The following is a 25,585-nucleotide window of genomic DNA, read 5'->3' on the forward strand; positions in this document are numbered from 1 at the left end:
TTGTACGTTATTTACGTTCTTGGTTAGGTTCAAAATTTAAGTGTTTATTTACTACCTCAAAAATTTCATCAATAAATTGGTTATATTCATTATCAGACATTAAAAGAGTATTACTGGATAGAAAAAGCCTGTCTTTAATTGGATTCCCCCTGTCTTTAAAGTAACGGTCAAAATCGGATAGTAATTTCATTAGAAAAAACTTCACATTTTTTTCAATCGATTCCTCCTCAGCAGTTTCTTGTAATGCTTCAAGATTAAGTATATATTCTCGCTCGTATGCTCCTCGTATTCTTGTTTCTTTGCTTACTAATAAGTAACCGTGTTCAAACAACATATTGATGTGTCTGTATAATGTAGTCCTTGGAATATCGCTCATAAGCTCCGAAAGACTCCCGACGGTTCTCCCTTTTTTGTCGGCCATATGCTGAATAATACGCATTCTAATAGGGTTGAGCAAAATATCGCCATGATTATCCATAATTGCACCTCCATTATTGATTCCAACTTCGATTATGATACCAAAAATGGAATTGATCAAGGGTGTTTTTCTCACATGCGTCGCTTTTTCTGTTCATTTCCTTACTATTCAAGCTCTTTCCAGACATTATTTAAAAATCAAAATATACAAAATGCAATAATGGGTGTAATATGAAGTTATTTGAGGCTGCCTGGAGGAACATGACTACTTGTCCTATGCATTGTGAATAAAGTTGCAATCCAAGACAGTAGCACAGACTTAAGCCAGTTCGGCACAGGGCTATGCCTACTACTATAGATGAACATACAGGGAGATGGACAACAATGAAGCTTGAAACTACTAAAAGAACTATCATGCTGCTGGCACTGGTGCTGATCGTCAGTATCGTGGGTGCGGCTTGCGGCAGCAAGGCGGCTAATACTACGAATACGGGTGAGGGAAGCGGAACATCGGCAGCAGCGGGTTCGGCGAATGATCAGGCAGAGGAATTAGCTGAACTGACGTTGGGCCTGTTGCCGTCCATAGATGCCATTCCATTTGTCATTGCTCATGAGCAGGGCTTTGATCAGAAGCACGGGGTTCTTCTGGACATTGAGACGTTCAAGAGTGCCAAGGATCGGGATGTTGCTTTTCAAGCAGGCAAGGTGGACGGGATTAGCGCCGACCTGGTTGCAATTTCCATCTATAATGAAGCGGGGCTGGATGTAAAAATCACCAGCACGACCTTTGGAGAATTTGACCTGCTTACCGGCAATAGCGAGATTCAGGATGTGAAGGATCTGAAGGGGAAGACGGTGATCCTGTCCAAGAATACTTCAACGCAATATACCGTTGCGATGATGCTGAAGCAGGCTGGTCTGACGGAGCAGGATATCCGGATCACAGAGGTGCCGCAAATTCCAACCCGGCTGGAGCTGTTGAAAAATAATAAAGCGGACGCGGCCATTCTGCCAGAGCCATTCGTCACGATGGGCCAAGCCGCAGGCTTGCGCATACTTAGCTCGACGCACCAAGCGAACATCAATCCGTTCGTGCTGGCTTTCCCGCAGAGCGCGATCGACGCCAAGGCCGAGGCGATTCGCGCCATGTATGCTGCTTACGATGAAGCAGTAGCGTATATGCAATCCCATGACAAAGCGGACTACATTGATCTGGTGATTGAAGAAGTGGGTTATCCCGAAACCTTGAAGGAGCAAATTGAGGTGCCTGCTTACATTCCGGCAAACCAGGTGGATGTGAAGGAAGTGGAAGCGGCCTTTGCCTGGGCCCGTGAACAAGGGCTGTTGACCAAAGATATTACCCCAGAAGAAGTGATCTCTGATGTCCAATTCAAGAAATAACGGATTGTGTGTCAAGGAGCTTGAGGTGGAATACAGAAGCGGGGAATTGGCTTTGGGGAAGGTCAGTTTCACTCTGCCGGAGCATGGAATATATACGATTCTCGGCCCCTCCGGGAGCGGAAAATCTACATTGCTCCGCGCCATCACCGGTCTAATGCCGGAATATCGGGGCGAACTGCTTTTCAATGGAAGCTCTTTGCGTGAACAGAAGGTGCTGATGGGCCTGGTGCCCCAGAATTACGGTCTTCTGCCTTGGAAGACTGTTAAGGGCAATATTCGCGTAGCGATGAGCATCGCGCATCCCAGGGAACAGAGCAAGCAGGCCCGGGAAGCGCAAATAGACCAATGGCTCACAGCCATGGGCATTGCGGAGCTGGCGGAGCGGTATCCGCTGTCACTTAGCGGGGGGCAGCAGCAGCGGGTCGCCATTGCGCGGGCCTTTGCTATTGCCCCGTCCCTGCTATTGCTGGACGAGCCGTTCTCGGCGCTGGATGCCATCACAAGGGAGACGCTGCAACAGCTGTTCCTGGAGCATTGGCAGGCCAATCCGGCTACGGCGCTGTTCGTGACGCATGATGTGGATGAGGCCATTTTGCTAGGACAGAAAATGATCGTGCTTCCTTCAAGCAAGAACGATCCTGCCGAGATTATCGACAACGAGGAAGTGTTTGCGCTGAAGCTGGAGGAGAAGCGGGCCAGCGATGCTTTTTTTGCCCAAATCAAGAAGGTTAGAAAGGTTATGCAGGAGAAATGGTGAATTCGCGGAGGCTTAACTATATCTTGAGATTGTTGCTTGTATTCCTGGGGATGAATCTCATCTGGTACGCGGCGTATGTACTGGTGAATCACCCTATGCTGCCAAGCCCGCTCGGGGTCTATCTGGCGATGGGCCAGCTTGGGGGAAGGGAGCTTGTACTGAATGTTGGCTACAGCTTGATGCGCGTGTTTGCCGGAGTGCTGCTGGCGTTGATTCTTGGCTTGCTTGTCGGGCTGCTGATGGGACGTTCCCCGCTGTGGAACAAGCTCCTGGACCCAGTAGTATATTTAACGTATCCGGTGCCCAAGATCGCCTTGCTTCCCGTTGTGATGCTGTTCTTCGGACTTGGCGAGACATCCAAGATTCTCATGATCATGTTGATTCTGTTATTCCAGATTATCATTTCCGTGCGGGATGGCATCAAGGCAATTCCGGCTAACACCTATGATGTGCTAACCAGTATCGGGGCAGGCAAGGGCGAGAAGTTCTGGCATGTTACTTTACCGGGTGCGTTATCCGTCATTCTAAGCACGATTCGTATCTCGCTGGGGACGGCGATTTCGGTCCTGTTCTTTACTGAAATATATGGGACCGAGCACGGCATGGGCTTCTTCATCATGGATGCCTGGCTCCGGCTGGATTATCCGCAAATGTATGCCGGTATTCTGCTGTTCAGCTTGGTCGGGTTCCTGTTGTTCCTGTTGGTAGATCTGCTGGACTACCGGTTTATGAAGTGGCGGAGGTAAATGTCGCCCGATAAAGTGATTTTAAGAGTCCGAGATATCCTGTTATGACAGGAGCCCTCGGGCTCTTTTTAATGTACTGAGTCGATCAGTCACCCTGGCGGTATCCGTTGTTACTTGATAACTTCAAGAATCTGATTATAGGCGTTCTGGACAAGCTGGGGGTTAGGATCTTCTCCAAGACGTTTGGGCACATCGAACTTCGATAAATCAAAATGATGCTTAGGTTGGACGTCATGCCTGGCTAAACAGCTCTTGCAGCAGGCCAACGGGCAACCGTCGATAGCAATGATGTCACGTCCCGACTTCGCTGTTCGGACAAGCGGTTTTACGTCACCGCCGACACCTGCGATGCAGGACATTTCGGCGATCTTTTCACGATCCATTTTAATCGCTACCTGGTTAGCGGTCTGTGCAGCTGAGGAACATCCGGAACATGAGTAGACAAGAGGCAGTTCATTTTTTTTCATGGGCTATCCCTCCCAATTTAACAAATTAATTGTCAGTATAATCCGAGACGACGGGCTGGTTAGTGAGTCGGGTCACTATTAGCTATTATTACGAGGGTTACAACGTATATAAGACGGAAAACCTACATTACATATTATCCTTTGTGAATATATTGGCTAAATATGCTTTCGCCGGGTTATGATATACTCTTTAATGTCTATCCAGATATTTATAGAGAGGTTATTGATATGACAGATAATTTTTGGCGTGATTTGCCGCGGCCTTTTTTTATACTGGCGCCTATGGAAGATGTGACGGATGTTGTTTTTCGCCATGTCGTAAGTGAGGCGGCGAGACCGGATGTGTTTTTTACGGAGTTTGCAAATACAGAGAGCTATTGCCACCCGGAGGGGAACCAGAGTGTGCGCGGGCGGCTGACGTTTACAGAGGATGAACAGCCGATTGTAGCACATATTTGGGGAGACAAGCCGGAATACTTCCGTCAAATGAGTATCGGTATGGCGCAAGAAGGCTTCAAAGGCATTGATATTAATATGGGGTGCCCTGTGGCGAATGTAGCAGAGCATGGGAAGGGGAGCGGTCTGATCTGCCGTCCTGACCTCGCAGCGGAACTCATACAGGCTGCTAAAGCCGGGGGACTGCCCGTCAGTGTAAAAACAAGGCTCGGTTTCAGCGACGTAGATGAATGGCGCGGCTGGTTAACCCATATTTTGAAGCAAGACATTGTTAATCTGTCCATTCATCTGCGCACAAGAGAGGAAATGAGCAAAGTGGATGCCCACTGGGAGCTGATTCCGGAGATTAAGAAGCTTCGTGATGAAGTGGCGCCGGATACCCTGCTGACCATTAACGGGGATATCCCTGACCGTCAGACGGGTCTCAGGCTCGCCGAGCAATACGGTGTGGATGGGATTATGATCGGGCGCGGAATTTTTCATAATCCGTTTGCTTTTGAGAAGGAGCCCAAGGAGCACAGCAGTGAGGAGCTGCTTGATCTGCTGCGGCTGCATCTGGATCTCTATGATCAATATTCAGGACTGGAGCCGCGTTCGTTCCGGCCTCTTGCCCGGTTCTTCAAAATATATGTCCGCGGTTTTCGCGGGGCAAGTGAATTAAGAAATAGCTTAATGAACGCAAAGTCCACAAATGAAGTGCGCGCACTGCTCCATGAGTTTGGAAGTAAGGAGCAGGATGGGACGGAGGAATGAGGGGATACCATGTCCTGGAGTAAATTGAAGCAGCAACTGGAGGTCTTTCTCAGCCCTGCATTAAACGGAAGGGTAGAATACCGGGCGCCGGGGTATCGTTATCTGCCTGATAAATCAGGGATTTGTTATATCCAGGTGGATAAGAAGAACATACTCCATATGAGTGATAAAACGAACCCGATCCGTTGGTATCAAACCGAGCTGGAAATTAAGAATGATCCGGATATCCAGATTCCTGTCAGCAGCGACGAAATTGAAGCGGTTAGAAAAGGTACCCCGGGGACGGTGCCGGAGGACCGCTTAATAGTAATCGCCAGAGGCAGAAAAAGTACCGAACATGCAAAAGAGCTTTTGTCCGCACAGGCTACGTTAAGTAAATCAAATTTTATTGTGGTGGCTAATAAGTTTTTAACAACTCCAATAGAGGAAAGCCTGGAAAGCAACGATATTCTATTGAATGTTCTAGCCCTAGTGGACAAAAGAGTCGGTAAAAAACGCATTGTAAACATGTCCGAGAAGATCAGGTTAAAGCATCCTATTGTGCAGTATTTTTATGAATTGCGGCGTAGTGTATTGTGAAGTGATTTTATCAAAAGGTGCAGCTCTTCGTTACGGCTCAAACATGTTTTAGAATAATTTTGGCAATGTGTTATAATGGGGTAACCAAAAATACTCCATATTCGGAGGTGCTTTATATGGCGGTTGATAAACACAAAGTACTGCAAATATTTGAGCAATTGACCGAATCGGCACAACAGTCAGCATTTGATTATATACAATACCTTTCCGTCAGGCAGAGTCAGCTTGATTGGGATGATATTGTGAATTTGGCGCCGGATACAGAACCATTAAGCGAAGAAGAAGTGCGTCAATTAAATAGTGAGAGCGGATTTATGTCTTGGGAGGAAGCGATGAATGAGCTTAACTTACCAACTGACACTAAATCGTGATGCTGTAAAGTTTATTGCCAAACAAGAAAGGGCTGTTCAAGAACGCATTCGAAAATCATTGATGGGGTTGACCGTTCGCCCACCGTTTGGTGACATTAGGCCACTGAAAGGATACGATAAGCGTTTTCGACTGCGTGTCGGAAATTTTCGGATATTGTTTGAAATCAATCATAAAGAACAAGTTATTTACATTTTGGCGATCGATAATCGCGGCGACGTTTATTAATAAAAATCGATTTTATCAAAAGGTGTAGTTTCTTCTTTGGAAAAAGAGGAGGCTGCACCTTTTCCTGTATACGTGAAAGTGACAGTTAGCAATGAGAGCTATCTAATTAGAGGTATTTCTTTCCTTTAATGGAACTGGGAATATTCCTTGATACGGTACGCCTATATAATGGAATCTGACTGGGGTTTATAGGCAAACGGTCAGGCCGTCGAGGGGGTTGAAATGTTATGGATGATCTTACTAAGCAAATGCTGATCGAGAAAAACGAGAATATAATTGGTATGGTGATTGAACGCGCCAAGCGGGACTTTCCGGAGGACATTGCGATTATTGGGTTGACGGGGTCGTTCAGCACAGGGGATTTTCATGAAAAAAGTGACCTTGATCTGATTATCATTAATAATACGGACCGCGGTTGGGGGATGTCGCGATGCTTTATTCTGGGCGATGTCGGATACGATTTATATTGTACCCCGTGGGAGACAAGGATAGAGGACGAAGCTAATCTGGAGAATACAATGGTTGCGCATCTGGTTGATCTGCAGATTTTATATTGCGCAAAGCCGGAATACATGGAGAAATTCAATTCCTATAAGCAAAGAGCGCTTGATGCTTTGGCCAAACCCATTGGAAGTGAATGTATCGGAAGGGCGAAAAAATACATCGACTTGGCGAAGCAGGAATATGCCAACGCCTTACTGTCGGATGATCTAGGAACGGTCCGGTATGCTTCCGGCGAAGTTCTATACAACTTGATAAACGCTCTAACGCACTTAAACAATACTTATTTGAAGCGCGGCATAAAGAGATACCTGGAGGAAACAAAGGAATACCGCTATCTCCCTGAAAACTACGAAAGTAATTACATGGGCGTGATTCATGCGAAGACGGCGGATGAAATTAGAAGCGCTTCCTATCGATTGCTGAAAGGTGTGGTTGACCTCTATCAAAGAATGGAGAAGGAGTTTAGCGTGCAGCCCATCCCGACATATGATAATCTTCGCGGAACATATGAAGAATTATGGTGCAATTGCCGCAACAAAATGATCGAAAGTGCTGAATTAAATGATAAATCCTATGCATTTCATGCAGCAATAGGGGCACAAAATTTCCTTGATGAAATGACAAAAGCGATTGGAACAAGAAGGTTTGAGCTTATGCCGTATTTTGACGCCGATCATCTTTATTTGTTTAAGGACAAATTTCTGCAGGCGATGGATGAATACTTGGATGAATACAACAAGGTCGGTAGAAAAGTGGAACGATACGATTCATTTGAGCAGCTCTATGACGAATATATGAAAATTCAGAATGTTTGATTTTAAGTTGATACTTTGTACCAAATACAAAAACCCGCCCAATCGGCGGGTTTTTGTGCCTGTTTCAATTCCTAAAGCACCCTTGTGTAGGACGTCCTCCCAAATGGTTGACACTTTCTTTAAAATTGATATACTTGTATAGAGTTATTGAAAATGATAATCATTATCAACAAAATGTACGGCGAAATGTACAAGGTGAATTAATGATTACACGTGCTTAGATAACGCATGGAGTATGCTCGGAAGTATATCCCGAACTTATTCCTTTTCTACATAACTTCATTCATTCAACTTTATATCGATATTGATTTATCAATTCAATAATCTGATGATCAACGAAGCTTATAAAAGGGGAGAGATGGAAATTGAAGAATTTGAAATTAACTGTTATTATAGCGATTTTTGCTATGGCATTGGTAGCTTGCTCAGCTTCTAATAATTCAACTTCTAGTAATTCGGCTTCAAGTAATGGTAACGGAGCTAACCAGACTGAAAATAATGGGCAGGCCAATGCTGCGAATGAAGCTCCAACAACGGTTGAAATTACGGATACTCATGGAACTGTTACTGTGCCTGTAAATCCTAAAAATGTTGTTGCTTTGGATAGCAGAACATTTGAAACCTTGTCTGATTGGGATATTAAATTAGTGGCTGCTCCCAAGGATGTTATGCCTGCGGATTCACCCTATGTAAGTGATGATTCCGTTCAGAATATTGGAAATCACCGTGAGCCGAATCTTGAAATTATAGCCGCGGCAGACCCTGAACTTGTAATCGTCGGTCAAAGATTTGGCGGCTTTTACGATGAGATCAAAAAATTAGTGCCTAATGCAGCCGTAATCGATCTTAACTTCGATGTTTCCGAGGAAGCCGCTGCACCGGGAGAAAACTTTGTAAATGGATTTAAGGATACGACAAGTACTTTAGGAAAAATCTTTGACAAAAATCAAGAGGCTGAACAATTAATAGCTGATTTTGAAAAAGCGATTGAGGATGCTAAATCTGTATATAACGGCACAGATACGGTTATGAGTGTTATCGTTTCTGGCGGGAATATTGGTTTTTCAGCGCCTCATTCCGGACGTGTCTGGGGACCTATGTATGATATTTTCGGATGGGCATCCGCATTAGAAGTTAACAATTCTTCTTCAGATCATCAAGGGGATGAGGTTTCGGTTGAAGCTATTGCGCAAAGTAATCCGGATTGGATTTTTGTACTGGATCGCGATGCTTCCATCTCTTCAACAACGGATGCCGTTCCTGCTCAGGACGTAATTAATAATTCACCGGCTCTTCAAAATGTCACTGCCGTTACTAAAGAACAGATTGTTTATGCACCAAATGACACATATACAAATGAATCCATCCAAACCTATATCGAGTTATTCGGAAGCCTTGCAAATACTTTAGCCAAGTAGTGTGAAGGAGTATAACATAGTGACGAAGAATGTCATTTCCGGGGTTGAGAATAAAGATTCTCAACCCCGGCTTTATAATCACAATAAGATATGGACTAAACCTTTTATAGTGGCGATTGTAGCTGTTGCTGTGTTGAGCATTATATCGCTGTTTACCGGAGTATATGATCTGCGCGGACAAGAGGATGGGATACAAATGTTTTTCATCACTCGCGTTCCACGAACAGCGGCCCTAATGCTTACCGGAGCTGCCATGTCCATGGCAGGACTCGTAATGCAACTGATTACACAGAATCGTCTAGTTGAACCTACCACAACAGGAACTATTGAGTGGGCCGGCCTGGGACTTCTTGCGGTTTATTTATTATTTCCTGCACCAACGTTAGTTCTGAGAATGACGGGAGCAATCATTTTTTCGTTTATAGGGACTATGATTTTCTTTTTGTTTTTAAGGAGAGTTAAACTTCGTTCGTCTTTAATTGTTCCTATTATTGGGTTGATGCTTGGTGCGGTCATTTCAGCCGTTTCTACTTTTATTGGACTCCTATTTCAAATGACACAAAATATTGAAACCTGGTTCGTAGGCTCCTTTGCGCCGATTCAAGTTGGAAGATATGAATATTTGTGGATAATTATCCTGATTACCGTTCTTATCTTTATTTATGCCAACAGATTGACTTTGGCCGGACTAGGGGAAGATGTGGCAACAAGTCTTGGAGTAAATTATAACAGGATCGTTCTTATTGGTACGGGTCTTATTTCTGTTGCCGTTGGAATTGTTGCAGCTGTTATTGGAAATTTACCCTTTTTGGGATTAATCGTTCCTAATATTGTCTCCATGATCAGGGGAGATGATCTTAGAAGCAATCTGCCTTGGGTATGTGTATTAGGAATGGGCACGATAATGGTCTGCGACATTATTTCCCGAACAATTATAATGCCTTTTGAAGTTCCTGTCTCTTTAATCCTGGGAACCGTGGGGGCGGCCGTATTTATTGTTCTTTTATTGAGACAAAGAAAGCCGAGGAGGCTAAGATGAACGCATTGGAATATAGAAATAAAGAAAATGTCGGCATCGATTCCAGTCTCCCTAGTAAAAATAGATCAGCTGGTGCGTTTCGCTCTAAGAAAGAAGAACGGCGGTATTGGATTCTGTTGATCACATTTATCGCTTTGGGTGTTCTTTCTGCTTATGGACTTTTAGTGTATAACAATCCCGTCCCAATTGATTCTCCTTCTTTTATCCCCGTGGTTAGAAGAAGAATGGTAGCTATTGTTGCTATGATTATTGCTGCATTATGTCAGAGTCTATCGACCGTTACCTTTCAATCGATTACGAATAATCGGATTATAACCCCTTCGCTTTTAGGCTTTGAATCTCTTTACTCGGTAATTCATACGAGTACCATATTTTTCTTTGGTGCGGGTGCATTGATAAATTTTACGGGTACGGGACCTTTTTTATTTCAAGTTGCTGTTATGGTGTTGATGAGCTTGATCCTGTATGGATGGTTGCTTTCCGGCAAGTATGGCAATCTGCAGCTTATGCTCTTGATTGGAATTATTATTGGAGCCGGGCTGAATTCGGTGTCTACTTTTATGAGAAGACTTCTTGCGCCGTCTGAGTTTGATATTTTACAGGCAAGGTTGTTTGGTTCTGTCAATCATTCGGATCCTGATTATTTCCCTATTGTAATTCCAATGGTCATCATTGTCGCCTTATTGCTTCTTGCTAATTCAAGGAAATTAAATGTGGTATCACTCGGCAAGGATGTCTCTACGTCTTTTGGGGTTAATCACCAAGCTAGCGTCATCTATACGCTTGTATTAGTGTCTATTCTGATGTCAATTTCAACGGCGTTGATTGGACCGCTTACTTTCTATGGGTTTTTAGTTGCAACTTTGAGTTATCAAGCGGCGCCCACCTATGATCACAGATATATTTTTCCGATGGCTCTTGCTATAGGTTTTTTGATAATCACGAGTGCCTACTTTTTTATGAATCATATATTCAATGCTCAAGGTGTGGTTTCAGTTATTATTGAGTTGTTTGGCGGAATAATATTCCTAATTGTCATTTTAAGGAAGAGGGCGCTATGATAAAGATTGAGAATGCCAGAAAGTTATATAATGACGAAGTAAACATCGGACCGTTGAATATCGAAATACCAAAGGCTGGTTTTACTTCTTTAATTGGGCCAAATGGTGCTGGAAAGTCTACGACACTTCTAATGATTGGAAGACTTCTGAATTTGGATGAAGGCCAAATCAGGGTAGCCAATATGGATGTTTCTACAACTAAATCAAAGGACTTGGCTAAAATCATCACGATTTTGAGGCAGGAAAATCATTTTGTAACGAGACTTACGGTTAGACAATTAGCTGGCTTTGGACGGTTTCCTTATTCAAACGGAAGGTTAACGAAAGAGGATGAGGCTATTATTTCTAAATATATTGATTTTTTAGACTTGACTGATCTAGAGAATCGATATTTAGATGAGCTTTCAGGCGGTCAAAGACAAAGGGCCTATGTAGCAATGGTGTTGTGCCAAGAAACGGAATATGTGCTCTTGGACGAGCCTCTGAACAATCTCGATGTTGCGCGTTCTGTTCAAATGATGGAGCATTTGAGGCTTGCTGCTAATAAATTTGGAAGGACAATTCTGACCGTTTTGCATGATATAAATTTTGCAGCCAAATATTCCGATCGAATCTGTGCTATGAAGGATGGTCGAATAGCCGCTTATGGAACGGTAGAAGAGATTATGAAGCCCGAGATATTGACAGATATTTTTGAGACGAAAATAGAAATTATTAACGGCCCTTATGGGCCGATAGCGATTTATTAGTCTGGCGGAAGCCTGTCTCTAATGAACCCTCCGTCTGTATTCATTGGGAGTGATCCCGACCATCCGTTTGAACAATTTGTTGAAATAAGCCGGATCGGGATATCCGACCTCGCTGCCGATCTCATGAATTTTCATATCGGAAGAGTGCTTCAGCAGCAGCTTGGCCTTCTTGATCCGAACCTCGATTAGATAGTCGGTAATCGTCATGCCGGTTTCATGCTTGAACAGCTTGCTGAGATAGCTGGGTGTCAGATAGACCATACGGGCAAGGCTTCCAAGCTCTGCCGGCTGATCGTAATGCGCTTTGATCCAGCGCTTTACGGTCTCGACGGACTTCCCCGCCTGCGCCATGCGTACGGACCGGATGTGTTCCAGGGTCCTGGTGAACTCTCCGACGAACAGCCGCTTCATTTCATCGAAGGACATGCAAGCCAGAAGCTGCTCCTCCAGCGCCTTGGCGGCGCCTTCGCTATATAATTCTCCCCATTCCTGCAGCTCTACGAAAGCCGTCTCATCAATCAGCCTGCATAGGTGGAGTATGGACGCCATATCCGCCTTTCTCTCACGCAATTGTTCGAACAGCGCCTCCAGACCATGGACGATTTGGGGGATATTTATTAGCTGCAAGTCCTGCACAAGCGTTTCCCGGCAACCCGCAAACAATAGAGCGGCGTCCTGATAAGGATCGGCAGCTTCGCTGAAATGAATGAGGTTCCAGCATGAGTGACAGTATATCCCGTGATCGCAGGCTCTTTTCGCTTCCGAAAAGGCCTTGCCAAGCAGGACAGGGTTATCGTATCCCGGGCTGGCTCCGATATTGACGATTCCGCCGGAGTGGGGGAACTGACGCAGCCGCTCTGCAAACTGTACGATATCCTCGGGTCCGGGTTCATGGGAGTAGTAGCAGACCATGGCCAACATTTGATCGTCCGCGTCGACCGGGTCGAAGCAACATTGCTCCTGCCGCTGCAACCTTCGGACACCGGAGCGAAGCGTATCCATATCGTTTGCTTTCAAGGCAAGAACGGAAAAATACGGCTGCGGAAGAACGAGCTCCGGAAGCCGGGAACAATGAGAGAGAGTCGTCTTTAGGTAAGGGAGGAGCAGCCCGGAACGGTACTGCTGTTCCTTTTTCAGGCTGGCGGTTTTCTCCTCATCCAGCGCATAGAGCCGTTCGAATAACTGTTTTTTGTTGATCGGCTTGAGCATATAGTCCACGGCGGCATAAAGGAGGGCCTGTCTGGCATACTCAAAATCAGTGAACCCGCTCATAATAATGCAATTGGTCTCAGGGCGGATCATTTTTACTTCTTTGATCAGTTCCAGTCCGTCGACCAGCGGCATGCGGATGTCGGTAATCACTAGATCAATCTCTTCTGCCGAGATGAAGCCGAGAGCCTCTTGGCCGTTGGAGAAGGAGCCCGCAATCAAGAAGCGGCTGCTCTCCTTGCCGATCATTTTTGCCAGTCCTTCGCGTATCGAAGCTTCATCGTCCACGATTATGATCCGAAGCATTGCGTTTCCCCCCTTCAAATTCGCAGGATGATCGTCGTTCCTTCCCCCAGTTTGCTGTACACGGAAAGTCTGGAATTGTCGCCGTAATGAAGCCGCAAACGTTCGTTCACGTTACGAAGCCCGATGCCGAATTTATCCGTTTTCCCGTCCGTCAGACTAAGAATCAAATCGGCCAGCCGCTCTTCGCTCATTCCGACACCGTCGTCCTGAATGGAAAAGATGATCTCGTCCTGTTCGCGCCAGGCCGAAATGGTAATCATCCCGGGTCCCGCCTGCTTCTCCAGCCCATGAAAGACGGCGTTCTCTACAATGGGTTGAAATACGAGCTTGATGATCGGCAGGGAGTAGAAGCTTTCCGGTACAAGAATCAGGCAGCTGATTTTGCCCGGAAACCGGATTTGCAGCAGCTGCAAATAATTCTCGACATGCATCAGCTCCTGTTGAACCGTTACGATTTCATCACTGCGGGTAATGCTGTAACGAAGCAGCATCCCGAGCAGGTAGGTCAGTTCGGCAACACGATCGTCATCGTTCAGCTCGGCCAGCATGCGGATGGATTCCAGCGTATTGTATATAAAATGCGGGTTGATCTGATTTTGCAGCGCCAGCAAATCCGCTTTCTGCTTGCTTTTTTCCGTCTCGGCCACCTCATCGAGCAGCTCCCTGACGCGGGAAACCATCCGGTTGAAGTGGCTGCCCAGCATACCGATTTCGTCGTTATATTTGACATGGACCCAGACGTCCAGCTTTCCGCGTTGCACCTGCTTCATCAGCTGCACCGTCTGTTTCAACGGTTTCGTCAGCGCATAGGAGATCAACATGGCTGCCGCCAGGGCAACGCCGAGGATGGACAAGGTCATCACCAACATGGAATTGCGGCTTTGCTTGATGGGGGCGAGCAATTCCTTCAGCGGAATCGTCACCATTGTCTTCCAGCCCGTCTGCGAGGACACGGAATAAACGGCAATATAGGATTCCCCGCCGATTTTCAGGCGGAAGCTGCCGCTGGAACCGGTCGCTCCGGCCAGCAGGGCGCTTCCGGTTAAGTCCTGACCAAGCCGGGCAGGATCGCTGTCGTAGACGATCCTGCCGGTCTCGTCAACGATGACGGCATTGCCGTGGGTCACATGGTTCAAGGGCTGAACGATTCCCTCGAATAATCGGGCATCGACGTCGATGACGATCATCCCGATGTACTCCAGCGTACTGATGGACTGGATGGAGCGCATGATGCTGAACACCTGCAGCTCGTCGGAGCCGTTGACCCGAATCGGATGCGTGCCGACCAGAACCGGGGCGACCCCGGCCTCGGCGGTCTGCTCCTTCCAGTCGGCCAGCCGCTCATAAGGATAGGGTTCATTTAAGCCCGACTTATGGTTGTAAAAAATCATTCCATACCTGTCAACCATATATACTGCAGCGATTTCTTCCTTCATGTGCGTCAAGTACGAAAGGAACATCGTGACCGTGGAATTTTTGTCCCAGTCGGTTCCTTCCTGATCGAGAAGTCTTTGCACATCCTTGTTGTATAATGGCAAAATCGTATACCGCTTGAGGTCTGCGATGTAACGGTCCACTTTATCCATAGCGTTGTCCGCCAGCTGGCCGGCTGATTCGGTCGTGCTCGCCAGCTTCGCATTCGAGTTGGTCCGGTAGGACGAATAGCTGACATAGATGATCGGCAGCGTGATCAGAAACACGAAGACGACGACCAGCTTTTTTTGCATCGAAAAATTGGCGAAAAATGTCCAAAGCCTTTTCAAAGTAAATCCCCTGACTCTCTCAAATCAACTTCCTCCTATTTTACAGCACCGCTTGCCACGCCTTCAAAGATATATTTTTGCAGGAAAAAGTACAGGATGAGGGTTGGCAGTAAAATGAGCAGGATCGCCGCGCTGATCAGATTCCAGTTGGCCAGATTCAGGCTCTGGAACCGCATGAGCACCGTAGTAACGACGCCAAGGGCCTGCTTCGGCATATACAGGTAGGGGGTATACATGTCGTTATAAATGCTGATCGACTTCAAAATAATCAAGGTCGATGTCGCCGGCGTGAGCAGTGGAAAAATGATCGACCGGTAAATTCGAAGCAGGGAGGCCCCCTCGACCATGGCGTTCTCATCGAGATCAACCGGAATGTTGCGAATAAATTGTAAATACAGAATGATTTGTATTACATCCGCACCGATGTATAAAACGATAGGCGCCCCCATCGTATTGTACAGGCCCAGCGATTTGATAATTCCGAACGTGGCGACCTGGGTGGTGATCCCCGGAATAACAGTAGCGAAAAGGTAGAGGGCGAACACCGCTTTTTTCATCCGAAAATCAAATCGGCCCAGCACATAGGCGACCATGGTGCCGAACAGGATATTGAAGACCAGGGTGACGCAAATGATGATCAGCGTATTGGCAAAGCCGTTTATCAGTCCGCCGCGCTCAAAAACAGCCTTAAAGTTGTCGAAATTGAAAAAGCTCTCCGGTAAAGCCATCGTGCTGCCTGTATTGAATTCCTCATCCGCTTTGAAGGAGTTGACGATGACGACATAAGGCGGGAACAGGACAACAAAAACCCCGACCAGCAGTGTAATGTATTTCAATGTATTGGCAATCGTCTTGGTTTGGATCATTTGCTGCTGCCCCCTCTGCTTAGCACAAACTGCTGCATTCCGACGACAAGGATGACGAAGAACAATAAAATGATGCTCATCGCGGAGGCGAGACCGTAGTTGTTGTAGGCAAATGCGGTTTCAACGACGCGCTGCACGTAGGTCTGGCTCGCTCCGGCCGGACCGCCCTTGGTCAGGACGAACGGCAGGTCGAAGACTTCGAGCGCGCCGGTGACCGTCAGGAACAGGTTCAATTGGATGACCGGCTTCATATTCGGCAAAGTAATGCGCCAGAAAGTCTGCCAGGCGTTGGCGCCGTCGATTTTGGCGGCCTCGTAAATATCCGACGGGATCGCTTGCAGGGATGCGATGTAGATCACCATGTTGTAGCCCATGAACCGCCATAGACCGGTGGAGGCCAGAGCGTAGTTGACGAGTCCCTTCGTGCCGAGCCAGCTGGTTTCACTAAGTTGGGTCAATCCGATACTATTCAGGAACAGGTTTAACGAGCCTTGTGTCGTATCGAAGACATAGCCGAACATAAAGGCCACCGCTACGCCGTTCATGATGTATGGGAGAAATAGAAGCAGCCGGAATACGTTTTTGCCGCGCAGCCGGGTATTCAGTATGACGGCGAAGTAAATAGCAATCACGTTCTGAACAAGCCCCATGATAAAATAAGCAAAGTTATGGGCAAACACCCCGAAAATATCAGGATTTGAAAATACCTCCCGGTAATTGTCCAGTCCGACCCAGGGCTTCTCCGGGCTGTAGCCATCCCACGAAGTAAAACTGAAGTAGACGAGCTTGGACGCAGGATAGTAGGTGAACAATAAAAGCAAGGTCACCGGAACGAGCAGGAAGGTGAAAATGATGATCCTTTTTTGCTTCAAATACGACATGGATCCGAACATGGCGAGAATCCCTTCTTTCCGCTGTAATGTGTGGAGGTTCTGCTTGCTGTTGAAAGCAAAATGGATTATCGAAGGCCGATAATCCATTTCATCCGGTGCGGATTAGTAACCGAGATCCTTCTTTGCTTTGGCCCAGGCCTTATTCCACTTGTCAAACACCGTCTGCGGATCCTTGGCGAGCACGAATTCCTGTGCGATCGCCGGCAGATCGATTTGCGCCTTGTTCGAAATTTGGATGACCTCCGGATCATCCGCTACACCTTCCTGAAGCTCTACGGCCAGCGCCTGGAACTCGGCAAGCTGCGGAAGCTTGGACTCGCGGCCCTCCAGCGGGGACATAAAGCCTGCGAAGTCCTCGTAGCCGGAGTCCTCGATCAGCCAGGCCAGGAACGCCTTGGTTGCCTCGAGGTTCTTGCTGTCCTTGTTCACGGCATAGAAGAAGTCAGGGCTCAAGCCGGCTCTGGTCTGACCTGAATTGTCATAAGGAAGCGGGAAGAAACCGATATTGTCGGCCTCGGCCCCGACGCCGATGACCTGATTGATCACCCAATTGCCCAGGTAGTACATCGCCATTTTGCCGTTGGCGATATCCTTTTTCGACTGTTCCCAGTTGGTGGAATTGATGTCTTTTTCCAGGTAGCCTTTATCGGCAAGCTCTTTCAACAGACTAAACGATTTGCCGTAACCGTTGTCCATGGTGAATGGAGTATCGGTGTTCAGCTTTTCATTGGGAAAGTTAGGGTTATTTTCGATCAGACGCGGCAAATCATATGCCCAGCTGCCCAGCGGCCATTTGTCCTTGAAGTTGGAAGACAGGGGAATGACACCGTTTTGCTTCAGCTTTTCGCAAGCGGCCAGAAATTCTTCCCAGGTTTTCGGGGTCTCTGTGATACCGGCATCGGCGAAGGCCTGCTTGTTATATACGATCCCCGAGCTGGCGTTCCCGGTCGTAATGCCGTATAGCTTGCCCTCGTAAGACTTGAAGTCCTTGAATGTCAGCTCGCTGCTAAACGGCATATCGTCAAGCTCGGCAAAATATTTCGGCAAATCCGAGTTCGGGATGTCGGGAACAAACATCAGGTCAGGAAGCTCCCCGCTCGCCATCCGGACTTTTAATTGCTGGTTGTAATCGGTCTGGCCGCCTTCGAATTCGATTTTGATGTCAGGATACTTCTCGTTGAACCGTTTGAGATACTCGTCGTACTCCTTGCCGATCATGTCCGTGCGGTTGGTCAGGAAAGTAACCTTGCCGCTAAGCGTTGTCTCGCCGGATCCTTCGCTTCCGGAATTTGCGGTCGCCGTGTTCGTGCCTTCGGAGTTCCCGGTATCGGCGGTTGTTCCGTTTCCGCTGTTTCCGCCGCAACCCGCCAATACGGCGGATATTGCGAGGATCATCATGAATGCCAACAGAATGCTTTTCTTCCTCATTCTTTCATCGCCCCTCAACATTTTTGTTAGCGCTTACAGTTAGATTGTATCTTGATTGTTAGGGACAAATAAATGCATTCAGTTATTATTTATTGTCCTGAATTATGTTGTTGTATCAGAATAGTTTATTACATTTAAAGGTCGGGAAATAGATCATTTATTCTACCATTCAGCTAACAAACAACTAACAAAGTATGCGATTCAGAAGCTTTGCTGACCAGGGTAGGCTGTAGCTAATGGTATTTAATCAAAAAAACTATATAAGTTGTGAGTGGATGTCTACCTTATAATATCTTAGTTCAATCAGAGAAATCCGCGAACAACAGCGATCATAAGCACACTTCACACGTTGTCCTCAAAACGTAAATTTCAATAGTTCAACTTATATAGGTCCTGTGACCTATTGGAATTTTTTGTATATCAATGTATTATTTGAATTGTAATATTTTTATAGAAAACGTCAATTGTGGAATTAACTCTAGTACGGTTTTACCTGTGGTTTGTCTTATAGATGAGCCGCAGATAAACAAAAATAAGGAGGTTTGAGAACATGTCGAGTAAAAACTTTCCTTCTAGAGCTTTATCACTTTTGGTAGTTTTGGCCGTATTTCTATCCGCTTATTTCACAGCATTACCGTCAGCAAGCGCAGCTGCTAGAGGAGCGTGGGCTCCGAATACTGCTTATGCAGTGAATGACACCGTAACTTATAGTGGAAGCACGTATACCTGTCTTCAGGCACATACCTCTCTTGTAGGTTGGGAGCCGTCCAATGCCCCTGCCTTATGGCAGAAGGGAAGCGGCGGTACTACACCACCCACCACACCCCCGGCAACAAACGGAGTAACCTTTTATGCAGATATAAATTATGGCGGTAAAGCAGTAACACTTGGAGTAGGAAACTATACACTGTCTCAGTTGAATGCAAAAGGAATTCCGAATGACTGGATGTCCTCGCTGAAGGTTCCTAGCGGCTGGACGGTAGAAGTTTATCAGCATGATAATTTTGGAGGCACCAAGTGGACCTTCACTTCAAGTTCTTCATGGGTCGGCAATACAATCAATGACAAAATGTCATCGGTCAAGATTTATACGGGTTCGTCTTCTACAGTAACGAAGCCTGCCGAGGTTCCTAGTCATATCTGGAACTATGCCATGAATGTGGACAAAAAGTTTGGTAAGGGCGGAGATTTTGCTCTATTGCTAAGTGCTGTGATCAAAAAGGAAAGTAGCTTTGGAGCAGGCTTGCCAGGCAGTCCATCTGCCGGGGACGGGTTAATGCAGGTAGAGCCAAACACCCGTAATGCTTACTTATCTCAATTTAGCTCAAGATTCGGCCGTGCCTATAATCATAGCAGTGAACAAGACCAGGTATGCATGGGGGCATTGATCCTGGAGGAGAAGATTAATAGATTCGGCGGCATATATAACGGCTTACTGCGCTATAACGGCGGAGACAACTGGTATCCGGGAGCTACAGATTCTTATGGCCGTCCTATTCTGGCAGATCAATATGCGAATCAGGTCTACGCTACTTATAAGGGCTATGGCGGTAAGAATTGAAATAGAATGAATTAAAAGAACTATTTATCGAATTCGAAAGAGCTCACGCTGAGAAAGCGTGAGCTCTTTGATTGTTAATTAAGCTAGTGTTTACTGGCAAAGCCCAGGATTTTATTTTTAGACTGCCGAAGATCATAATATTGACCTTGGTACTCGACCAGTGGATTAATCAAGTCATCTGGATGGAGCTTAATGATGCGAGCTACGCGACCATCTGACAGGAGAACCGAGCCACCAATCATTCTGGTCATGATGTTGGTAATAAAGCATTGAACAATTAACGGGTCAAATAATCCGAAAGCGCGTTGATAAATTTCTTGAAACACTTGGTATAAGGAAACGGGCTTCTTATACACCCGTTCCGAAATCATCGTATGAAACACATCGGCAACCGCTACGATTTTGCTAAAATACGTGATCTTATCACCGTAGATACCGAAAGGATAGCCGCTGCCATCTTCCCGTTCATGATGCTGAAGTGCGACCAAAGCTTGTTGTTCCGTTAAACCGGGGAGATTTTTAACCATTTCATATCCCCATTGAGTATGACGTTTCATTTCAGCGAATTCTTCCGCACTAAGCTTGCCTGCTTTTTTCAAGATCGAATCAGGGATCCTTGTCTTTCCAAGGTCATGAAGTAAACCCGCAATGGAGAGATCATTCAGTTCCTCTTCATTCAGTCCCAGCCATTTACCTATTAAGAAGGAAATGACTGCAACACCGATACAATGTCGAAAGGTATAATGATCCTTCTTGCTTAATTCTATGATTACATTCGAAAGATTGTTGTTGTTGAAACATAATTCTTGAATTTTCGGTATTACGATATGATGGATAATCTGATTTGAAAGTTTGGTGGAATTATTGTGTATCTTTTCATAAATCGACTGAGCTTCTGATATCGCTTCATCAACGATGACTTCGGTGACCAACTCGGTATCTTCTGCCCAAAGCTCAATGCCGTGTCGACGTAGAATATCAAGATGGCGAGTGTTTAAAATACTGTTTTTTGGTAGAAGACAATTGCCTTGTACTGAATAGATGTTGGTGTTCAATCTTCTGCCAATAAACCATATGTTATCGATAGGAAACACCCGCTTTCTTATGACATTTGTCTGATGTTATTGCGATCAAATGTCTTTTCTTCAACTGGTTCAAAGATATCCACACTATACCGATCCACAATGACCTTTCCTTCGAACATTTTCTTCACAATGACTTTCTTTGCGGCTTTAAGACTTGTCCCTACTCCAGATGTCCCGCCAACATACATTGCTGAGATGGTATCTCCCGCCTCAAGTTTGGAACCACGACATACGGAGTCCTCCGAGAAGAAGATGATGTTCCCGGCTGAGTAGAGATCACACTGGATTAACCCTTCTTTACGAATAAGAATATCTCCGTTCGATTTAAGAATGGATGTTTGTCCCTGATCGATGGCAATTTGTACGCTTGTTTCCTGGCTTAATGCAACCCTCATATAAGCTTCTTTCAGAATACGCAAGAAATCTTCCATCCTCGGCGCAGTCATGACCTCAATCATTTTTGCTGGTTGCAAAAATAACTCCAGATCATTTTTCAATTGATCTAAATCATTTTTATTATAAGATTGAATACTAGTTATGACGCCGAGTAATTCCTTCACAACATCCATAACTTGCTGGTATTTATTTTCCGTAATCAAGACTAAGACTTGTCCATATCTTACTTGTATGTTTTTCTTGGCCAACTCATGTAGCAATAACTGCGCACTTTCTATCATTTTTTCAAGTAATTCAATCAATTGTTTAGAACTGTTATAGAGTCGGTTGTATAACATTCCGAAATATCCCGAATATAGACGGCTTCCGATCACGTTTCCCTTGACTGCTATACTCCCGGTTGCTGTTAATGTTGAATTAAAAACACTGCCAGACACATAGATGTTTCCAAGAGACTCAATGATCATGTTGTCCATGACATCGCCATACACGATAACATCCCCGGAAAACACGATATTTCCTGTCTCCAAATTTACATTTCCAGGTACGATATATGCTGTGTTGATATCAAAGTACTTGACCTTATTTCCTGTAACTCTAGGTCGTCCTTCTTTAAGTGCAATGACTTTGGAATCAGGTGTTATCTCAACAGTATCCTTCCCTAAAATATGAATGTCCTGGACGGGTTCAGGTAACAATACGTTTCCGAATACGTCATACCCCGCTTGCCCTTGAACAGGCGATACCTTCTTGGCTATAACATCGCCTTTCTTGACGGAAGGAATGTTCATATGATTTTTGAAGTCGATAGAGCCCTTTACCTCAGTAAAGAAGTTCTCAATATTTTCTGAGAAAAATAGATCAAGCTGCGCATCTTGACCTGGAACAGGCGATTGGCCTCTTGCAATAGTTACAGAACGAAAAGAAGGTCTGTGAATTTCGGTGTGAATCGCCACAACATCAACATTCATTTTGATCTTCATATTTTCAACAGCCGTAATAATATCCTGTAAACTCAACGTTTCCAAGACAAACGTTAAATCTTCCTTAGCGGTCAACATCACATTCAAGGAAGGAGACTTGTCTGTTAACATCCAAGCATGTCTTTTTGTCCGGTTAATCGTTAAATATGCTTCTACTTTGTCATCCGATATCGTTATCTCGAATAAAGGCTCTTCATCAATCTCCCAGCTAATTTCGCTTTCAGAAGTAACCTTCGTCACTTTATCGATCTGTTTACTGTTTACAAACAGCTTGATCGGATGAATGGCTTGAATGGTTGGAAATCTCCCCCCATCGCTAGGATTTCCAACTGATATCTTGCCTTGTTCAACCTTAATAAACCCATCAGCAGCCCCAACATTTGCACCTGCCCTTTGAGTAGGAAATGAAAATGACTCAGTTCCTTCACGTATCCGAGAACTAGGAGATTCGTCAAGCATCTTCAATATATTAATAATATCTTGCTCACTGGTATGATCTGGCATTGGAAACACCTCACTTCTAACCCAAATTTTCAGATATCCATTTCATAGTCTTGTGCGAAAATATACTGTCCATTGGTGTCGGAATGTGTCGTTAGAACTATTTGTAGTTCAATACTACTATAAATTATTCCGAAAATAAACCTTTTTTGTAGAGTATACTACGTGGAATTATTCATCATACTAAGTCATGATATTTCTTTTGAGGAGGCGTATTTATGACTTTAGAATTCTCATTCTCCAAAGTTCTTAAGTCCTTAAGGAGTGCCAAAAGGATGTCCCAAGAGGAACTTTCCTTTAGGAGTGACCTTGACCGGACATACATTTCAATGCTGGAAAGGGGTATTTATCAACCGACGCTGACGACGATATTTGCTTTGTCGAAGTCTCTTGACATTACGCCTTCAGAGCTGATCAAACTTGTTGAGAATGAATATGATGAAGTTCATGATAAAGAATAACAATCCACAGAGGAGAATTGGGTAGTCCGCCCTTAATGAAACTCACTACGAGATAAAGATCGCATTGATAAGAAATATCCAATATCAAAACGATCTTTATTCAAATTGCCTATTGACGGATTATAATAATTCTCTCAACAACTGAACCCCATCCTTTACTCCAGCGGAGTATAACCGTTGCTTAATGAGCGTACTTCGATAGTTAACGATCTCTTCCAACTCAAGATATAGTTCATACTGGGCTTGCGATAACTCGCTTTTTAGCAAATTCTCAAGTTCCCGATGTCTGCTTTGCAATTGATCAATCTCTGGCTGCATCCCTGCTTGTTTTGCTAAGTCATTAAACCTTTGATTAAAAGCTGGCTTCAACCATTCTGGTCCGAATTTTTGCATGAATACGTCTCCTCCATAGAAATATTTAGTAGATGTTAGATAGTACATCTGGTTGGGGAGGTTGACAAGGCTCCATCTAAGGATTCTCTAGTGTCAAGACATTAAGTAGTTAAGCCGCCTTCACTTTTTGAAAGGCGGCTTTTATGTATACCCAAGTGACTATTCCGTGCTAGATATTGACATTTTGGTCTATAAGGTGTAGACCTATAATATGAGGTCGATAACTTATAGACCAGGGAGGATTATTATGAATGAGTCCAGACTCACGGAAAGCGAGGAACAGTTTGCCGAGATTATTTGGCAGAACGAGCCGATCGGCTCCGGTGAACTCGTCAAGCTCTGTGAAAAAAAGATGGCATGGAAGAAGTCCACAACATATACGGTGCTAAAAAAATTGTGTGAGAAGGGCATTTTTCAAAATGAAGATGCGGTAGTTTCCTCTCGAATGACAAAGGATGAGTATTACGCCAAGCAAAGTGTACGTTTCGTTGAGGATACGTTTGGAGGCTCCTTGCCTAAATTTCTAACTGCTTTTATTGGTAATAAGAGATTAAGCAAACGCCAGGCTGAAGAACTGAAAAAGTTGATCGATGAGCACGAGGAGGGAGAGTCATGAGCGGATTGTTCCTTTCCGTGCTGAACATGAGCTTTACGGCAAGCTATGTTATCCTTTTTGTGATACTCGTCAGGCTATTGCTCAAAAGGGCTCCGAAAGTCATCTCCTATGCCTTATGGAGCGTGGCCGCTATTCGTCTTGTGCTGCCCTTCTCCTTTGAGAGTGTGTTTAGCTTCTTGCCATGGAGTACGAGCAATGTACCGATCCCAGTTGATATCGCCGGTCAGCAAAGTCCTCAGCTCCAAAATGGAATCGAAGCGGTGGATGCCTTTGTTCGCAGCTCCCTTTCCGCACCGGCCTCGGGGGCAAGTGTGAATCCATGGCAGCTATATCTGGATATAGGTGCTTACATCTGGATTGCTGGTGTTATTGCATGGCTTGGATATAGCTTTCTATCTATTCTAAGCTTAAAAAGACAGCTTAAAGACGCCCAGCTCATGGAGCGGAATATCTATAAGTCCAGGAATTTGAAAACACCCTTTGTATTAGGCTTGATTCGTCCGCGGATCTACTTGCCGACAGGCCTAAACGATGAGGACAGAGCCTATATTTTGCTGCACGAACAGACCCATATTCGTCGAAAAGATCCGATCATTAAGCTAGCAGCCTTTTTAATAATGACCATCCATTGGTTCAATCCGCTGGTGTGGATTGCGTTTATGCTGATGAGTACGGACATGGAGCTGTCTTGTGACGAAAGAGTGCTCAAGGAAATGGGCAAAGATGTAAAAAAACCTTATGCAAACTCGTTACTATCGCTTGCAGCCGGCCGGCATATCCTGAATGGAAGTCCGATTGCTTTTGGTGAGGGGAATGTTAAAGGGAGAATAAAAAACGTACTGAACTATAAAAAGCCGCGATTATGGGTGATTGCAGTCTCCGCCATTCTTGCAGCAGCCGTCGGCATCGGACTGTTGGCAAACCCTGATAGCTCTGTGCCAAAATTAATAACAGGCTATATGGTCATCGAAGATAACCTTGTCCATCTTGATGAGGTTGAAATCATTACAACGGAAGATGCAGCGCGAATCGAAGCGCTTGGATTGGATCCAAACGCCGATCTGCCGAGCGGATACTATGTTTATAATGCAGGCACAGAGAAACGAACCTTTGAACTCACTAATCATACAGCCTACACTTTTGTCGACTTTAATCTTCAGTTCGTTACAGATGAAGACGGTGACAGATTATACACTACGTCAAATAAAGAAGAGTTCATTCGGCATTTAAGCGATGCCTACTCTGACTCGCCGCCGGCTCAACGGGTGCCCTTTTTTGTGGAAGTCAAGGGTGGCAAGGTAATCAGCATTACAGAAAAATTCGAATTTACGATGTAGCGGGATTGTAAGATTTAATAGAGGACGA

26 protein-coding genes are annotated in these 25,585 nt (G+C 45.2%); 16 read left to right on the top strand and 10 right to left on the bottom strand.

Annotation, left to right across the window (positions count from 1 at the left end):
* Nucleotides 1–7: 7 nt before the first annotated feature.
* Nucleotides 8–478, bottom strand: coding sequence for a helix-turn-helix domain-containing protein (locus TX85_RS00625; protein ID WP_044477221.1), 471 nt, complete (start codon nucleotides 476–478; stop codon nucleotides 8–10).
* A gap of 323 nt (nucleotides 479–801) precedes the next feature.
* Here TX85_RS00625 and TX85_RS00630 point away from each other — a divergent pair, with 323 nt between their 5' ends.
* From TX85_RS00630 to TX85_RS00640, 3 genes are read left to right on the top strand one after another with little or no spacing between them, the layout of a single operon-like run.
* On the top strand, nucleotides 802–1,818 hold the full coding sequence (locus TX85_RS00630) for an ABC transporter substrate-binding protein (protein WP_044477222.1): 1,017 nt from the start codon (nucleotides 802–804) through the stop codon (nucleotides 1,816–1,818).
* The gene (locus TX85_RS00635; protein ID WP_049894741.1) at nucleotides 1,799–2,575 is read left to right on the top strand and encodes an ABC transporter ATP-binding protein; all 777 of its coding nucleotides are present in this window, start codon (nucleotides 1,799–1,801) and stop codon (nucleotides 2,573–2,575) included. The genes TX85_RS00630 and TX85_RS00635 overlap by 20 nt, the downstream gene beginning before the upstream one ends.
* Before the next feature lie 23 nt (nucleotides 2,576–2,598).
* Nucleotides 2,599–3,321, top strand: a complete 723-nt coding sequence (locus tag TX85_RS00640; RefSeq protein WP_233500571.1) for an ABC transporter permease — start codon at nucleotides 2,599–2,601, stop codon at nucleotides 3,319–3,321.
* Nucleotides 3,322–3,431: 110 nt separating this feature from the next.
* On the opposite strand, the gene TX85_RS00645 is transcribed toward TX85_RS00640, so the two are convergent.
* Complete coding sequence (locus tag TX85_RS00645) at nucleotides 3,432–3,788, bottom strand: putative zinc-binding protein (protein WP_044477224.1); 357 nt, start codon at nucleotides 3,786–3,788, stop codon at nucleotides 3,432–3,434.
* 228 nt (nucleotides 3,789–4,016) lie between these two features.
* On the opposite strand from TX85_RS00645, the gene TX85_RS00650 reads away from it, so the two are divergent.
* From TX85_RS00650 to TX85_RS00690, 9 genes are all read left to right on the top strand, one after another.
* Entirely contained in the window at nucleotides 4,017–4,997 is a 981-nt protein-coding gene (locus TX85_RS00650) for a tRNA dihydrouridine synthase (protein ID WP_044477225.1), read from the top strand.
* A 9-nt stretch (nucleotides 4,998–5,006) separates the two neighbouring features.
* On the top strand, nucleotides 5,007–5,576 hold the full coding sequence (locus TX85_RS00655; protein ID WP_044477226.1) for an SF0329 family protein: 570 nt from the start codon (nucleotides 5,007–5,009) through the stop codon (nucleotides 5,574–5,576).
* A gap of 116 nt (nucleotides 5,577–5,692) precedes the next feature.
* Entirely contained in the window at nucleotides 5,693–5,947 is a 255-nt protein-coding gene (locus tag TX85_RS00660) for a bacterioferritin-associated ferredoxin (protein WP_044477227.1), read from the top strand.
* Nucleotides 5,913–6,173 (top strand): type II toxin-antitoxin system RelE family toxin, encoded by a 261-nt coding sequence (locus TX85_RS00665; protein WP_044477228.1) that lies wholly within the window; start codon nucleotides 5,913–5,915, stop codon nucleotides 6,171–6,173. The genes TX85_RS00660 and TX85_RS00665 overlap by 35 nt, the downstream gene beginning before the upstream one ends.
* Nucleotides 6,174–6,400: 227 nt before the next feature.
* Nucleotides 6,401–7,492: a nucleotidyltransferase domain-containing protein gene (locus TX85_RS00670; RefSeq protein WP_044477229.1), complete on the top strand. Its 1,092-nt coding sequence runs from the start codon at nucleotides 6,401–6,403 to the stop codon at nucleotides 7,490–7,492.
* 407 nt (nucleotides 7,493–7,899) lie between these two features.
* Nucleotides 7,900–8,910 (top strand): siderophore ABC transporter substrate-binding protein, encoded by a 1,011-nt coding sequence (locus TX85_RS00675; RefSeq protein WP_044479699.1) that lies wholly within the window; start codon nucleotides 7,900–7,902, stop codon nucleotides 8,908–8,910.
* Between the two features lie 19 nt (nucleotides 8,911–8,929).
* Nucleotides 8,930–9,949 carry an ABC transporter permease gene (locus tag TX85_RS00680; protein WP_044477230.1) on the top strand — a complete coding sequence of 340 codons (1,020 nt, stop codon included), beginning with the start codon at nucleotides 8,930–8,932 and terminating at the stop codon, nucleotides 9,947–9,949.
* Nucleotides 9,946–11,010 (top strand): iron chelate uptake ABC transporter family permease subunit, encoded by a 1,065-nt coding sequence (locus TX85_RS00685; protein ID WP_044477231.1) that lies wholly within the window; start codon nucleotides 9,946–9,948, stop codon nucleotides 11,008–11,010. Before TX85_RS00680 ends, TX85_RS00685 begins: the two co-directional genes overlap by 4 nt.
* On the top strand, nucleotides 11,007–11,759 hold the full coding sequence (locus tag TX85_RS00690) for an iron ABC transporter ATP-binding protein (RefSeq protein WP_044477232.1): 753 nt from the start codon (nucleotides 11,007–11,009) through the stop codon (nucleotides 11,757–11,759). Before TX85_RS00685 ends, TX85_RS00690 begins: the two co-directional genes overlap by 4 nt.
* A gap of 18 nt (nucleotides 11,760–11,777) precedes the next feature.
* Here TX85_RS00690 and TX85_RS00695 read toward each other — a convergent pair whose 3' ends face one another.
* The 5 genes from TX85_RS00695 to TX85_RS00715 all read right to left on the bottom strand — a co-directional run bounded on the left by TX85_RS00695 (nucleotide 11,778) and on the right by TX85_RS00715 (nucleotide 18,224).
* Nucleotides 11,778–13,274 (bottom strand): response regulator, encoded by a 1,497-nt coding sequence (locus tag TX85_RS00695; RefSeq protein WP_044477233.1) that lies wholly within the window; start codon nucleotides 13,272–13,274, stop codon nucleotides 11,778–11,780.
* 14 nt (nucleotides 13,275–13,288) lie between these two features.
* Nucleotides 13,289–15,001, bottom strand: a complete 1,713-nt coding sequence (locus tag TX85_RS00700) for a cache domain-containing sensor histidine kinase (RefSeq protein WP_044479700.1) — start codon at nucleotides 14,999–15,001, stop codon at nucleotides 13,289–13,291.
* 71 nt (nucleotides 15,002–15,072) lie between these two features.
* The gene (locus TX85_RS00705) at nucleotides 15,073–15,903 is read right to left on the bottom strand and encodes a carbohydrate ABC transporter permease (RefSeq protein ID WP_044477234.1); all 831 of its coding nucleotides are present in this window, start codon (nucleotides 15,901–15,903) and stop codon (nucleotides 15,073–15,075) included.
* Nucleotides 15,900–16,796: a carbohydrate ABC transporter permease gene (locus TX85_RS00710; RefSeq protein WP_044479701.1), complete on the bottom strand. Its 897-nt coding sequence runs from the start codon at nucleotides 16,794–16,796 to the stop codon at nucleotides 15,900–15,902. Before TX85_RS00710 ends, TX85_RS00705 begins: the two co-directional genes overlap by 4 nt.
* 102 nt (nucleotides 16,797–16,898) lie before the next feature.
* Nucleotides 16,899–18,224, bottom strand: a complete 1,326-nt coding sequence (locus TX85_RS00715; RefSeq protein WP_044477235.1) for an ABC transporter substrate-binding protein — start codon at nucleotides 18,222–18,224, stop codon at nucleotides 16,899–16,901.
* Between the two features lie 550 nt (nucleotides 18,225–18,774).
* Here TX85_RS00715 and TX85_RS00720 point away from each other — a divergent pair.
* Nucleotides 18,775–19,785 carry a carbohydrate-binding protein gene (locus TX85_RS00720; protein WP_044477236.1) on the top strand — a complete coding sequence of 337 codons (1,011 nt, stop codon included), beginning with the start codon at nucleotides 18,775–18,777 and terminating at the stop codon, nucleotides 19,783–19,785.
* An 83-nt stretch (nucleotides 19,786–19,868) separates the two neighbouring features.
* Here the strand turns inward: TX85_RS00720 and TX85_RS00725 are convergent, their stop codons facing one another.
* Both TX85_RS00725 and TX85_RS00730 read right to left on the bottom strand, forming a co-directional pair.
* The gene (locus tag TX85_RS00725) at nucleotides 19,869–20,840 is read right to left on the bottom strand and encodes an HD-GYP domain-containing protein (protein ID WP_233500572.1); all 972 of its coding nucleotides are present in this window, start codon (nucleotides 20,838–20,840) and stop codon (nucleotides 19,869–19,871) included.
* A gap of 47 nt (nucleotides 20,841–20,887) precedes the next feature.
* A complete protein-coding gene (locus tag TX85_RS00730) occupies nucleotides 20,888–22,753 on the bottom strand; it encodes a DUF342 domain-containing protein (protein ID WP_044477238.1) in 1,866 nt (621 codons plus the stop codon).
* Nucleotides 22,754–22,968: 215 nt separating this feature from the next.
* Here TX85_RS00730 and TX85_RS00735 point away from each other — a divergent pair, with 215 nt between their 5' ends.
* Nucleotides 22,969–23,211: a helix-turn-helix domain-containing protein gene (locus TX85_RS00735; RefSeq protein ID WP_044477239.1), complete on the top strand. Its 243-nt coding sequence runs from the start codon at nucleotides 22,969–22,971 to the stop codon at nucleotides 23,209–23,211.
* A gap of 120 nt (nucleotides 23,212–23,331) precedes the next feature.
* Here TX85_RS00735 and TX85_RS00740 read toward each other — a convergent pair whose 3' ends face one another.
* Entirely contained in the window at nucleotides 23,332–23,604 is a 273-nt protein-coding gene (locus tag TX85_RS00740) for a hypothetical protein (RefSeq protein WP_044477240.1), read from the bottom strand.
* Nucleotides 23,605–23,851: 247 nt separating this feature from the next.
* Between TX85_RS00740 and TX85_RS00745 the strand changes: the two genes are divergently transcribed.
* A complete protein-coding gene (locus tag TX85_RS00745; protein WP_044477241.1) occupies nucleotides 23,852–24,220 on the top strand; it encodes a BlaI/MecI/CopY family transcriptional regulator in 369 nt (122 codons plus the stop codon).
* Entirely contained in the window at nucleotides 24,217–25,557 is a 1,341-nt protein-coding gene (locus TX85_RS00750) for a M56 family metallopeptidase (RefSeq protein ID WP_081671605.1), read from the top strand. Before TX85_RS00745 ends, TX85_RS00750 begins: the two co-directional genes overlap by 4 nt.
* Nucleotides 25,558–25,585 lie beyond the last annotated feature (28 nt).

The organism is Paenibacillus antibioticophila, from assembly GCF_000455265.1.
In the GTDB taxonomy this organism is placed as follows: domain Bacteria; phylum Bacillota; class Bacilli; order Paenibacillales; family Paenibacillaceae; genus Fontibacillus; species Fontibacillus antibioticophila.